Source organism: Heliomicrobium gestii, assembly GCF_009877435.1.
GTDB classification, from domain to species: domain Bacteria; phylum Bacillota; class Desulfitobacteriia; order Heliobacteriales; family Heliobacteriaceae; genus Heliomicrobium; species Heliomicrobium gestii.
The window spans coordinates 282,910-296,069 of record NZ_WXEX01000002.1; the positions used below are offsets into that span (position 1 = coordinate 282,910).

Below are 13,160 nucleotides of genomic sequence, written 5' to 3' on the forward strand. Positions count from 1 at the left end.
CCGTACAGAGATTCTGCCGCGCCGGCCTTTTTTTGTCCTGGGCGGCGCGCTGGTCCGAAGCGGCTCGCTGCGCCTGGGCGGCGCGCCGCCCAGGCCGGCGTGACGAATCGCCGCTACTTGAGGACCATGGTGCCGATCCCCTTGTCGGTGAAGACTTCGAGGAGCAGCGAGTGCGGCAACCGGCCGTCGATGATGTGGGTCTGGCCGACACCGCCCTGGAGCGCTTCGACGCAGCAGCCCACCTTCGGGATCATGCCGCCGCTGATGATGCCCTCGTCGACGAGGGCCGGCACCTCTTCGATGTGCAGCGACGAGATGAGGCTGGCCGTGTCCTTGCGGTCGCGCAGGATGCCTTCCACGTCGGTGAGCAAGACCAGTTTGTCGGCTTCCAGCGCCTGGGCGATTTCGCCGGCGACCGTGTCGGCGTTGATGTTGTAGGCCTCGCCGTTTTCGCCGACGCCGATGGGCGCGATGACGGGGATGAAGCCACGGTCGGCCAGTTCCCGCAGGAGGCCCGGTTCGATGGCGACCACGTCGCCGACGAAGCCGATGTCGGTGGGCACCCGCACACCAGCTTCGTTTTTGACGTGTTCAAAGCGTTTTTTCGCCTGGATCAGGCCGCCGTCTTTGCCGCAGAGGCCGACGGCCTTGCCGCCGAAGCGCTGGATCAGGGCGACGATCTCTTTGTTCACCTTGCCGGCGAGGACCATCTCGACGACTTCCATGGTGGCGTCATCGGTGACGCGCAGGCCCTGGATGAACCGGCTCTGCAGGCCCAGGCGCTCGAGCATGTGGTTGATCTCGGGGCCGCCGCCGTGGACGACGACGGGATGGATGCCGACGAGTTTCATCAGGATGATGTCCATGATGACGGCTTCTTTGAGCTGGTCATTGACCATGGCGGCGCCGCCGTATTTGATAACGACGGTTTTGCCGGAGAATTTTTTGATATAGGGCAGGGCTTCGACGAGGATGCCCGCTTTCTCTAACGCTTTTATCAATGGTGTCTCTCCCTTTTTGGCGATCAAATCGATGCTATCTATTATGGCGCTGCCGCTGGGCCGGCGATTGGCCTTCTGCTGGATCGCGGGCCGCCTTTTTTAACTCCGGTAATCGGCGTTGATCTTCACGTAGTCATAGGTCAGGTCGCAGCCCCAGGCGGTGGCGCTGGCGTCGCCGTCGTTCAGGCAGACAGTGACGGTGACCTCGCCGGCGGAGAGGACTTTCGAGGCCTCCTCTTCCGAAAAGGGAAGGGCCATGCCCTGGCGGGCCGTCTGGACGGAGCCGAGGAAGACGTCCACCTTGGCGGGGTCGAATTGGGCGCCCGAGTAGCCGATGGCGCACATGACGCGGCCCCAGTTGGCGTCGTTGCCGAAGACCGCGCACTTGAAGAGGTTCGATTTGATGATGGCCATGGCGGCTTTGCGGGCGTCTTCAGCGGTGGCCGCCCCTTCGACGCGGGCTTCGATCAGCTTGGTGGCCCCTTCGCCGTCGCGGGCCATGATTTTGGCCAGGTGGATCGAGAGGGCCGTCAGGGCGGCGGTGAAGGCGGCGTATTCGGGGCCTTCCGCCTCAATGGCCGGGGCGCCGCTCTGGCCGTTGGCGAGAATGATGGCCATGTCGTTCGTCGATGTGTCGCCGTCGACGGAGATCATGTTGTAGGAGACTTTCGTGGCCGCCCGCAGCGCCTGTTGGAGGAGCGCCGGCGCGATGTTGGCGTCGGTCGTGTAAAAGGCGAGCATGGTGGCCATGTTCGGGTGGATCATGCCGGAGCCTTTGGCCATGGCGCCGATGGTGACGGTCTGGCCGCCGAGGGCGATCTCCACTTTGCCGGTTTTGGCGACGAGGTCCGTCGTCATGATCGCCTGGGCAGCCTCTTCCCCGCCTTCCGGCGAGATCGCGGCGGCGAGGACGTCGACGCCGGCGAGGATTTTTACCATGGGCAGGGGTTGGCCGATGACGCCGGTCGAGGCGACGGCGACGGTTTCGGCGGCGACGCCCAGAGCGTTGGCCACATGGGCCGTCGTGGCGCGGGCGTCGGCGAGGCCCTGTTCACCGGTGCAGGCGTTGGCGTTGCCGGCGTTGACGACGATGGCTTTGAGAGGGCCGGCGGCGATATGTTCCTTCGTCACCTGCAAGGGCGCCGCTTTCACCCGGTTCGTCGTGTAGACGGCGGCGGCGGCGGCGGGGCGGTCGCTGACGATGAGGGCCATGTCGAGAACGCCCGGTTTTTTGATGCCGGCGGGGATGCCGGCGGCTTGAAAGCCCTTGGGCGAGGTGACCCCGCCCGGGTGGATGGCAATCGGCTCTTGCATGGTCGTCGCTCCTGTCTCTATCGCAGATCCTGTCTTCTTGACAGGTTTTTTTGCAGGGGGGGTGTTACCGTTCCGGTCGCTTGCGTCACCGGGGGGTTCGCCGGGTGAGTCTCCCGGTGAGTCAACAGCGGTGACCTGAATCAGGGATAAATCCCTGCCGCCTCAAGGCCTGTCGTCTCAGGCAGGCCGAAGAGGAGGTTCATATTCTGAATGGCTTGGCCGGAAGCGCCCTTGACCAGGTTGTCGATGGCGGTGGTGATGATGATCCGGCCGGTCCGCCCTTCGACGGTGAGGCCGATGAAGGCGTGGTTGGAGCCGTAGGACCACTTGGTTTGGGGCCAGACGCCTTCGTCCATGACGTGGATGAAGGGCTCGTTGGCGTAGAATTGGCGGTACAGGTCGCGCACCTCTTCGGCCGAGGGGCGAAGGCCCTCTTTAAGGTCGGCGTAGACGGTGGCCAGGATGCCCCGCGTCATGGGCATCAGGTGGGGCGTGAATGTGATGGCCATGGCGTCAGGATCGAGGCCGGCCCGCTCGGCCACCTCCTGCTCGATCTCGGGGTTGTGGCGGTGTTTGGCCACGTTGTAGGCTTTCACGTTTTCGTTGACTTCGCCGTAGAGGTTGCCCACGTTGGCGTTGCGGCCGGCGCCGGAGGCGCCCGACTTGGCGTCGATGATCAGGCGGTCTTCCCGGACGATGCCCTGGCCGCAGAGGGGGGCGACGCTCAACAGCGAAGCCGTCGGGTAACAGCCGGGGTTGGCGACGATGCGGGCGGTTCGGATCCGCTCCCGCTTCAGTTCCGGCAAGCCGTAGACGGCCTCGGCCAGCAGTTCCGGCGCTTCATGGGTGACACGGTACCACTGTTCGTAGACGGCGGCCCGGCGGAGGCGAAAATCGGCGCCCAGGTCGACGACCTTTTTCCCTTTGCCCACACATGCGGCCACCCAGGGGACGGACAGGCCGTGGGGCAGGGCCAGAAAGAGCACGTCGGCGGCGTCGGTGACGGCGTCGATGTCCTGGGTCTGGCAGTTCAGATCCACCTGTCCGCTCAGGTGGGGGTAGACGGTGGTGTAGGGCTGATCCGCATATTGGCGGGAGGTCAGTCCGACAAGTTCCACTTCCCGGTGCCGGGTCAACAGGCGCACCAGTTCTGCGCCTGTGTATCCGGTGGCTCCTACAATCGCTGCTCGAATCATGGATCGGCCGACCTCCTTAACGGTATGCATAATACAAGAATAATTATACGGTTTCATGTATAATCATTCAATCCCGATTTTTATCTTATGCGGCCTCGCCTTCAGCGTCGTCACACTCGTCGACGCCGGCGTCGCCCGATTCGCCTGCGCCGATCATCTCGGAGGCGACGATCCCGGCCATGACGAGGACACCGCCGAGGGCGCCCCGCAGGGTAAGCGCCTCACCGGCAAGGGCGACGCCGAAGATGAGGGCGAAGACCGGCTCTGTGGCGAAGATGAGCGCCGTCCGGGTGGCGGTGGTGAATTTTTGAAAATACATCTGGGCCAGGAAGGCCAGCGAGGTGGCCGGGATGGCCGTCAAGGCCAGGGCGGTCCAGACTTCGCTCTGGAACTGATCCGCCGCCAGCGGCGGGTCGGAGAAAAAGGCAAAGGCGGCGCAGGCGATGCTGACGGCGAAGATCTGCATGATCGAGAGCAGCATCGGGTCGTGGCGGGATGTGAACTGGCCGGCGAAAAAGATATGTAGGCCAAAACAGAAGGCGCAGCCCAGGACGAGCAGGTCGCCGGGGTTCATCGTCAGGTCATCGGTGAGGGTGAGCAGACCCAGGCCGACGACGGCCAGGACGATGCCAGCGAGGACGCCGCTGCGGGGGGCCTGTTTGAGGATGAACCAACTGACGAGGGGCACCAGGACGACGGACAAGCCGGTGATAAAGCCGGCATGGGATGAGGTGGTGTACTGGAGGCCGATGGTCTGCAAGGCATAGCCGCCGAAGAGACAACTGCCGAGCAAGGCGCCGTGGCGGATGGTGGCGCCGGTCAGGCTGCGCCAGCGACGGCCGGCGACGACGGCCAGGAAGAGCCCGGCGATGAGGAAGCGGATGGCCAAAAAGGTATAGGGGGGCATGATGGCGATGGCGTTTTTGACAGCCACAAAGGTGCCCCCCCAGATGGCCGCCACGGAGAGCAGGATCAGGTCGGCCGTCAGGGGGGAGACGCGGGATGAACCTTGGTGATGCATTCTCTTGTGTCCTTTCTTGGCAACGTGCGGTATCTTTGTTGTTTGGTCTGCCGCCTGTGCGCCGCTTTCGGGGCATGGGCGTCGTTCATTGGTTGCTGTTGGCCTCAGAGGTTCCCGAGGAAGACCGAATCGAGGCGCTGACGGGCCAGTTCGGCCGCCCGCTCCATCGTCTCCCGCGGGGTGGGCTGCTCGGTGAAGCGGTACATGGGGTAGTAGCGGCTCAGGTGCAAGGGCGTATCCCGGCCCAACTCACCGGCGACCCAGTCAAAGAGCGCCCCCAGTTCCTCGTCGCTGTCGTTTTTTCCGGGCACGACGAGGGTGGTGATCTCCAGGTGGCAGGCGGCTTTGTACAGTTTGGCCGAACGGAGAACCGGTTCGAGGCGGCCTTTGCAGACACCGCTGTAGTAGTCTTCCGTGAAGCCCTTGATGTCCAGGTTGACGGCGTCGATATGGGGCAGCAGCGCCTTCAGGGGCGCTTCCTCGATATAGCCGTTGGTGACGAGGACGTTTTTCAGCCCTGCCGCCCGGACCAGGGGGGCCGTGTCGTAGATGTACTCGAACCAGACGCTCGGTTCCGAGTAGGTGTAGGCGATGCCGATGTTGCCGTCGGCTGCTGTCTCCCGGGCCAGGGCGACAGCCTCGTCAGGGGTGATCTCCCGGGAATCGGCGTCCCGCTGGGCGATGTGGTAGTTTTGGCAGAAGCCACAGTCGAAGTTGCAGCCCAGTGTGCCCAGGGAGAGGATCCGGCTGCCGGGATGAAAGCGACGGAGGGGCTTTTTCTCGATCGGATCGAGGCTGGCGCCGGTGACTTTGCCGTAGTTGAGGCTGTATAAAGTCCCTTTTTCGTTCATCCGTACCCGGCAGACGCCCACCTTCCCCTCGGGGATGTGGCAATGCCAGGGACAGAGGACACAGTGGACCTGAGGCGGGTCGGCTTCGTAGAACAGGGCTTCCCGCAGCACCGTGGTTCCCTCCTTTGTATGGCCGGCGAAGGGACGCTCTCCCCTTATACATACCCTTTTCAAAGCCAAGATGCAACGTTTCTCGACAAAAAAATGACCGGCCAGAGGTTGTCGAGCCGGTCCTGCTCTCTTTTTCCGCTGGTGAGCGATCCGCCGTCAGTGGTGGCGCACAACCTCAAAGCGCGACAAGTCGACCGCCTTCCCTTCCGGGATGCCGGCTTTCTGCCGAGCGATGCGCACCTGCTCCTCCACCGTATCGACGCCGTCCAGCATGGGCAGCAAGAGCCCCTGCTGGCGACCGGCGCGGACGATGACGCCGTAGCGCTGGGGATCGAGTTCGTCCGTCGACTGGATCGGTTCCTCAGGCATGAGGACGTCGACGGAGTAGACCAGTTCATCCAGTTCGTCTTCTTCGACAGGGAAAAAGCGCGGGTCGTTGGCGCCGGCGCTGATGGCGTTCTGGCGGATCTCCTCGCCCAGGCTCTCTCGCGTCGGCTCGATCGTGCCGATGCAGCCGCGCAGTTGGCCCTGCATTTTGATCGAAACGAAGACGCCGGCCGGCTCCGCCGTGGCCAGTTCCGCCGGGATCGGCGGCAGCGGTTCCTTGGCCACATGGGCCTCCAGGGTCTGGCGGGCAAAGCGGACGTAGATCGATTCGCCGGCGCGGGACCGTTCAATTTTATCGCGCCGCCCCTGAATGTAGCGGGCGAGGCGGCCTTCACCCATGGCAGATGCCTCTCCCGCCTCTCCCCCGTCGGTGACCGATCCGACGAGGTAGCCGACGCCAAAGGGGCCTTCATAGCTGTAGACACGGCTCTTCGCTCCCGGCCGGTCAAAGGCGCCAGCCAGCATGAGCAGCGGCCGGTAGCCGCATTCGCCGGCCTTCTCGCAAAGACTCTCTTCCATGGTCAACAGGTCGTCCAACTCCCAAACGCCAAAGGCCCGCTCAATCGCCTTGTCAAAGTCGTGCGCCTCCGGGTGATAGCCCGCCGGCGCGTCTTTCGTCAGGCGATGGGAGAGGTCGCTGGAGGCGATCAGGGCGACCCGGCGGGGAGTCGCATCGATGGCCTCGCGCAGGGCGATGCCAAAGCGGAAGAGCTCTTCCCGGGGCAGCAGGGCCATGGCGACAGGGACCACCTTGCCGCGAAAGCCCGCTTCCAGGAGAAAATAGAGCGGCACCATGGTGCCGTGATCGAGTTCGTTTTCAATGGAAAACCGCTCTGCCAGGCTGTCGTCGATCGCGGCGATGCTGACGCCGTGGCGCTTGGCCTGGTCGATGACGGCCGACAGGAGGGGCAGGTCGTTTTCCACTTCGGCCTTCACCTCGGGGGCGTTGAACCGGGCCAGATCGCCACGAAGGCGAGGAAAGGCGGTGACGGCGATGGCATCCTGAAAGACAGGGCCATGGGGGCTGATGATGATCACCGTGTCGGGATCCTGTTCCAGGCATTCCTTCGCCCAAGCCCGCATGGCGTCAAGGGTCTTCTGGACGCGGGGCAGTTCGCGGCCGCCCACGGCCGGCACGATGATCGGCGGATGGGGCGACACACCGCCAAAGACGACTGTCATGGGAACACCTCCCTAGGGGTTGCCCAGAAAGGGCATTGCTTTCCATTTCTATTGTACCGCAAGTCCAACCCAATGGTAGTGTTTTCTCCTGTCGCGCCTTTATACGATCGGATCAGCCGGCAATGGCCAGGCTGCGCCGCCTTTTCAGCAGAAGGGCATGAAAAAACCTGCCCTTCCCGAGGCGGGACCGGCAGGCGCTTGTCGCCGTTATTTACCCACATGCGTGATGATCACGCCGCCCTTTTCATCGTTCACCGGCGTAACGGTGATCTGGAATCGTTCATTCCCCCGCGGCGTGGCGCAGTCATAGTCGTAAGCAAAGGCCTTCACCTTTCCCTCTAAAACGGAAAGGATTCCCTCATAGATGGGGCGCACTTCGTCACAACCCTGATCGATGGCGGAACGGCAGATTTTCAAGTAGTTGATGCCGACGCCCGCCAGCGATGGATCGGCGATGTCGTTTTCGATGGCGTTGCGCTCCCACTCGTGATTGACAAAGGTGATGTAACCCTTCCCATCCAAAACCACCAGTTGCATGGGAAGGGAATTGAGGATCGTCATGTACCGGTTCTCATTTTCTTGGAGCACCTGGATAAAGCGTTTCAGTTGGGCTTCCCGTTCTTCGCACCTGCTGACAGCGGCACGGTGATCCTGTGCGTGTTCCATAAGAAGCCCCCCTTTCTCACTGCTAATATTAATAATTATTCTTTCTTCTCTTCTAAATCCCTGCATCCACCGTACGATCATTTTCGTAAACCTAGATTCTAATTTCCATATATTTTAATTTTTGGCCTTGCCAAAAACAAGGAGGCCCCCCTACCGAAAAGTTCGGTGACAGGGCCTCTCTCTTTCCCCGGTCTTGTTTTCCCCGGCGTCCTTACGAATCCAGTAACCCCGGCGACACCGCCCGGTCCACCTCGGGGATGAAGCCGCCCGGCGCCTGGTCGGTCGCGGCGCCCTTCGGCTCTTCCGCCGGTTCTCCGCCCAGGTAGCGGGCGATGCCGGTGGCGATGCCTTGAGCCAGCTTCTCCTGGTAATCGTCCCGGAGCAGCAGCGCCTCTTCGGCCGCGTTGGACAAAAAGCCCGTCTCCACCATCACGGCCGGACATTTGGTCATGCGCAGGACAAAGTAGTCTTCAGCCTTGGCCTGCCGCCCGTCTTTATTGCCGACGCGCTTGGTCATCTCCTTCTGGATATGCAAGGCCAATCGTTTCCCTTCCGCCGACCCCGGTTGATAGAAGGTCTGAGGTCCCTGACAGGCCGGCGCCATGGGGAAGCTATTGGCATGGATGGACACATAGACCAGCGCGTTGGCCCCTTGGGCCTTTTCCACACGTTTTGTCAGTTCGCTGCGCTGGCTCCAGGGACCGACGGAAACGTTGTCTTCATTCTCGCGGGTGAGAATCGCTTTGCCGCCGGCTTGATTCAACTGGTCGACCACCTTCTTTGCGATCAGCAGGTTGACGACTTTCTCCTGGGTTCCCCGGGTTCCCTTGGCGCCGCCGTCTTCACCGCCATGGCCGGGGTCGATGGCGACGACCTTGTCCTGGATCACCCCGGAGAAGGTCAGCACAGTCCGATCCTCCAACAACTGATTGACGCCCCCATAGAGGAGGATGGCCGATAGGGCCATGACGGCGGTCACCCACATCCGGGGATGTTTGCCCACGATCATGTACACCGAACGCACGGTACAACCCCCTTCCTGCAAAAAACATATGCCGTAAAAAATGCGGGAAGACCCCCCAATGCAAAAGAGGCGCCATCTTTATCAGACAGCGCCCCGGTTTTTGGTTGAACCCTAGGATATCGTTGAGCACCCTTTCAACGTTGCTTCGATTGGCCGGTGAGACGATCATACACCTTTTGCATTTTTTCTTCGCTAAAGGGCAAGCCGTACAAGGTTCCCAAGGTTACGCATTCTGTATATCTCTGGCCGGCCAAATTATATTGCAACAACGGTCGAGCGAAGAAAACATCGCTTTCTTCCTTACGCGCAACTTCAAGGGAAACAGACACCGTTTCTGCCGGCGCTAAGATGATCCCATTTATATGATCGTATTTGGTGTCACCTTTCGTGACCACGATTTTATCGGGGGAAATCTCGTTGGAAATAAAGGAGATGCCTTCCAACGTAACCTTGTCATTGGAATTATTCTTTAAATCAAAAGAGGTTCGAGACAGTGGAGAGACAGCCGTCTCCTGCGATCCGACGACGACATTTGAACTTGCCTTTTGAAGGACCTTGACAAACATTTTGTCCATTGGATATACCTGCTCTGTATCGTCTTTATACTTGATTTTTAAACCTTCTATCGGGCTTTCACCAATCCGATCTAAACGCAAGGTCAGCGTAATATTGTCAAGTTTATAGCCTTTGTACTCACTTCCCGGAAACACTTGCCAACTTTCCAGAGATACGTTTTCCGAATGCAGGAGTTGGACATCAGCAATCAGATCTTGGGCGCTCGTTCGCGTATCCACTAAGAAGACACAAGGAAACATGACTTTATCCCCCGGATATCCCGCTATGTAGCCACTCGACTTGACAAAGTGTATGGATCTGTCAACTTCGCGCGGAGAACCGACACCTACCGGCTTATAAAACATAAAGATCGCCGCTGCTACGATGACGGCCAACGCGGTAAGGAGGACCCCTCTTTTGTTTCCGTTCATTTTTCTTACCACCTTTTAAAAAGCCCCTACTTTCGTAGGGGCTTTTATTCCCATTAATAGTATACCACTTTTAGTGTGTCTGTTCCACTAATTGGATCGTAAACATGGTTATACGATGTTTGGGTTGCAGTCTTGTACGGCGGGGGAAGATACTCCGATTTCGTGTATAAATGCATTGATATTGTATATGCCGGGCGCACAAAAAAAGAGGGATGCCGACTTGCATCAGCATCCCTCTTGTCTTTCCTCTATCCTTGGGTATGGTCAGGAGAGGCGACCCAGCCTTGCGGCAGGTCTTACATCCCCATGTCCATACCGCCCATGCCGCCCATTCCGGGGGGCATCGCAGGGCCTTCTTTTTTCTCGGGCTTGTCGGCGACGATGGCTTCCGTCGTCAGCAGCATGGCGGCGATGGAAGCGGCGTTTTGCAGGGCCGAACGGGTGACTTTAGCGGGGTCGACGATGCCGGCGCCGATCATGTCTTCATACACCTCGGTGGCGGCGTTGAAGCCTTGGCCGATGGGCAGGGACTTGACCTTCTCGACAACGACGGAGCCTTCGTACCCGGCATTGTTGGCGATTTGACGGAGGGGTTCTTCCAGGGAGCGGCGGATGATAGCCACACCGGTCGCTTGGTCGCCGGCGGGAACTTCCACGCTGTCGAGGGCTTTCTGAATGCTGACCAGAGCGGTGCCGCCGCCAGGGACGATGCCCTCTTCAACGGCCGCGCGGGTGGCGTTCAGGGCGTCTTCGATGCGCAGCTTCTTGTCTTTCAGTTCCGTCTCGGTCGCGGCGCCGACTTGGATGACGGCAACGCCGCCAGCCAGTTTGGCCAGGCGCTCTTGCAGTTTTTCCTTGTCGAACTCGGAAGTGGACTCTTCATGTTGACGGCGGATCTGGGCGATGCGGGCTTTGATGTCGTCGGCGCTGCCGGCGCCGTCAACAAGGATGGTTTCTTCCTTGTTGATGCGGACCTGACGGGCGCGGCCCAGCATGTCGATGGTGGCGCTGTCCAGCTTGATGCCGACTTCTTCAGAAACAACGCGGCCGCCGGTGAGGATGGCGATGTCTTCCAGCATGGCTTTGCGGCGGTCGCCGAAGCCGGGGGCTTTGACGGCGACACAGGTGAAGGTGCCGCGCAGTTTGTTGACGACCAGGGTGGCCAGGGCTTCGCCTTCCACGTCTTCGGCGATGATCATCAGCTGCTTGCCGCTTTGAACGACACGTTCGAGGACGGGCAGGATCTCTTTGATGGAGGAGATCTTTTTATCGGTGATCAGGATGTAGGGCTCGTTGAGGACGGCCTCCATCTTGTCGGGGTCGGTGATCATGTAGGGGGAGATGTAGCCGCGGTCGAAGTTCATGCCTTCGACGACTTCCAGGTCGGTGGTGAAGCCTTTGGATTCTTCGACGGTGATGACGCCGTCTTTGCCGACTTTCTCCATGGCTTCGGCGATCAGGCTGCCGATGGTGGCGTCGCCGGCGGAGATGGCCGCAACCTGAGCGATGGCTTCTTTGCTTTCGACAGGCTTGGAGATGGCTTTGATTTCAGCGACAGCCTTCTCGACAGCCGTTTCGATGCCGCGCTTCAGCACCATGGGGTTGGCGCCGGCAGCGACGTTTTTCATGCCTTCGCGGATGATGGCTTGGGCCAGGATGGTGGCGGTGGTGGTGCCGTCACCGGCCACGTCGTTGGTCTTGGTGGCGACTTCTTTGACGAGCTGGGCGCCCATGTTTTCAATGGGGTTTTCCAGTTCGATTTCTTTGGCGATGGTGACACCGTCATTGGTGATCAGGGGAGAGCCGAATTTCTTCTCCAGAACGACGTTGCGGCCTTTGGGGCCAAGGGTGACACGAACGGCTTCCGCCAGGGTGTTAACCCCTTTTTCCAGAGAACGGCGGGCCTCTTCGTTAAAAACGATCATTTTCGCCATGGGGTTGTCTACCTCCTTAACAGTTCCAGCAGTCATGGTGGGACACGAGCCGTCCGCCGGCGTGAGATTCTGACATGCTCGGCTGTGTAACGCCGGCTGCGGCGACAGGGTCCCATCGGGTTTGCGCTTATAAGTAAAGGGAACGCCTTGAAGTGTGCGTGGATTACAGCTTGGCCAGGATGTCGCGTTCGTTAAGAATCAGGTACTCGGCGCCGTCCAGTTTGACTTCGGTGCCCGAGTATTTGCTGTAGATGACCCGGTCGCCGACAGCCACTTCCAGAGCGGCCCGCTCGCCGTTGTCGAGCAGACGGCCAATGCCCACAGCCACGACTTCGCCTTGCTGGGGTTTTTCTTTGGCGGTGTCCGGCACGATGATGCCGCTGGCGGTTTTTTCTTCCGCTTCGATGGGCTTCAATACAACCCGATCAGCCAAAGGTTTGATGTTCATACGAAACGGTACCCTCCTTCAGATGCTTAGCCTTGTTCTCGTTGTTAGCACTCACCTTGGTCGAGTGCTAACACCCAAGTACTATAATAGGGAGCCGCCCAAAGTGATGCAAACACCATGATCGGTCGTTTGGCTGATTTAGCTCCCGAAATTAAATATTTCCCACACCTTTTGCCAATATACACCTTCATCCTTCTTTTTTGGAGAAACTTCCTTTGCGCAGGCGGGCATAGAGGGACAGGCCGGCGGGAAAGGCGAAGCGCCGCAGCCAGCGGGCTTCGATGCGGTAGAACCGGTCGAGCCATGCCGATACCAGTGGGCTGCCGCCGCCTCGCCGGTCGCTCCCCCAACCCTTCGCGGCGGTCCGGAGCAGGACTGCCGCCGGGAAAATAAAAAAATTCGTGTAGGAGAACCGCTCCACATGCCCGTCCAACGAGGTCAGCAGTCGCCGGAGATCGGCGGCGCTGTAGCGCCGCCGATGGCCCAAGGCGCTGTCATGGCGGCTGAACAGCCAGGGATGAGCGGGCACGGTCAGCAGGAGCAGCCCCCCCGGGCGAAGCACCCGAAAGGCCTCCGCCAAGGCGGCGCCATCGTCGTCAAGATGTTCCAGGACGTCAAGCAGCAAGAGGGCGTCAAAGGTCTCATCGACAAAGGGGAGCCGCTCGGCGCTCCCCTGGTGAACGAAAAATCCGCGGCGGCGCCCTTGTTCGACAGCAGGCCGGCAGGGCTCCACCCCCTCGATGTGACCGAGATCGCCCAGTTCCGCCATCGTTCGCCCGCTGCCGCATCCGATGTCGAGGATGCGCGGCAGGCGGCGTTCCGCTTGAGCGCCCGTTCGGCAAAGCCGCTGGTCCTCTGTGGACAGGGCATCGATCAACTGGTCGCGGATCAGCATCCGTTTGCCGCGGTACCACCAGTGGTCTTCCTCCTCCGCCCACATGCGCCGCTGTTCCTGTTCGTCCATCTTCTGCGCGCCTCCTCACCGTTCTTATGAACCGGAATGGATTTTTCCGGCTGCTCGCCTTCCCGGCAGCAGGGA

Annotated in this window: 12 protein-coding genes; all 12 read right to left on the minus strand. The window is 60.5% G+C overall.

The window, feature by feature from the left end:
* Positions 1–113: 113 nt before the first annotated feature.
* The 12 genes from argB to GTO89_RS03340 all read right to left on the minus strand — a co-directional run bounded on the left by argB (position 114) and on the right by GTO89_RS03340 (position 13,085).
* Positions 114–1,001, minus strand: a complete 888-nt coding sequence (gene argB, locus GTO89_RS03285; protein ID WP_161260639.1) for an acetylglutamate kinase — start codon at positions 999–1,001, stop codon at positions 114–116.
* A gap of 99 nt (positions 1,002–1,100) precedes the next feature.
* Complete coding sequence (gene argJ, locus GTO89_RS03290; protein WP_161260640.1) at positions 1,101–2,315, minus strand: bifunctional glutamate N-acetyltransferase/amino-acid acetyltransferase ArgJ; 1,215 nt, start codon at positions 2,313–2,315, stop codon at positions 1,101–1,103.
* Positions 2,316–2,455: 140 nt separating this feature from the next.
* On the minus strand, positions 2,456–3,511 hold the full coding sequence (argC, locus tag GTO89_RS03295; RefSeq protein WP_161260641.1) for an N-acetyl-gamma-glutamyl-phosphate reductase: 1,056 nt from the start codon (positions 3,509–3,511) through the stop codon (positions 2,456–2,458).
* Between the two features lie 85 nt (positions 3,512–3,596).
* Positions 3,597–4,532: a DMT family transporter gene (locus tag GTO89_RS03300; protein WP_161260642.1), complete on the minus strand. Its 936-nt coding sequence runs from the start codon at positions 4,530–4,532 to the stop codon at positions 3,597–3,599.
* Positions 4,533–4,636: 104 nt separating this feature from the next.
* On the minus strand, positions 4,637–5,494 hold the full coding sequence (gene amrS, locus GTO89_RS03305) for an AmmeMemoRadiSam system radical SAM enzyme (RefSeq protein ID WP_161260643.1): 858 nt from the start codon (positions 5,492–5,494) through the stop codon (positions 4,637–4,639).
* A 156-nt stretch (positions 5,495–5,650) separates the two neighbouring features.
* Complete coding sequence (gene amrA, locus GTO89_RS03310; RefSeq protein WP_161260644.1) at positions 5,651–7,063, minus strand: AmmeMemoRadiSam system protein A; 1,413 nt, start codon at positions 7,061–7,063, stop codon at positions 5,651–5,653.
* Between the two features lie 207 nt (positions 7,064–7,270).
* Positions 7,271–7,729: a nitrogen regulation protein NR(II) gene (locus GTO89_RS03315; RefSeq protein ID WP_161260645.1), complete on the minus strand. Its 459-nt coding sequence runs from the start codon at positions 7,727–7,729 to the stop codon at positions 7,271–7,273.
* 211 nt (positions 7,730–7,940) lie between these two features.
* Positions 7,941–8,753, minus strand: a complete 813-nt coding sequence (locus tag GTO89_RS03320; protein WP_161260646.1) for an N-acetylmuramoyl-L-alanine amidase family protein — start codon at positions 8,751–8,753, stop codon at positions 7,941–7,943.
* Positions 8,754–8,887: 134 nt separating this feature from the next.
* Positions 8,888–9,739 (minus strand): hypothetical protein, encoded by an 852-nt coding sequence (locus tag GTO89_RS03325; RefSeq protein ID WP_161260647.1) that lies wholly within the window; start codon positions 9,737–9,739, stop codon positions 8,888–8,890.
* Between the two features lie 296 nt (positions 9,740–10,035).
* On the minus strand, positions 10,036–11,673 hold the full coding sequence (groL, locus tag GTO89_RS03330) for a chaperonin GroEL (protein ID WP_161260648.1): 1,638 nt from the start codon (positions 11,671–11,673) through the stop codon (positions 10,036–10,038).
* Positions 11,674–11,836: 163 nt separating this feature from the next.
* The gene (groES, locus tag GTO89_RS03335) at positions 11,837–12,121 is read right to left on the minus strand and encodes a co-chaperone GroES (protein ID WP_161260649.1); all 285 of its coding nucleotides are present in this window, start codon (positions 12,119–12,121) and stop codon (positions 11,837–11,839) included.
* A gap of 187 nt (positions 12,122–12,308) precedes the next feature.
* Positions 12,309–13,085: a class I SAM-dependent methyltransferase gene (locus tag GTO89_RS03340; protein WP_161260650.1), complete on the minus strand. Its 777-nt coding sequence runs from the start codon at positions 13,083–13,085 to the stop codon at positions 12,309–12,311.
* Positions 13,086–13,160: the final 75 nt, after the last annotated feature.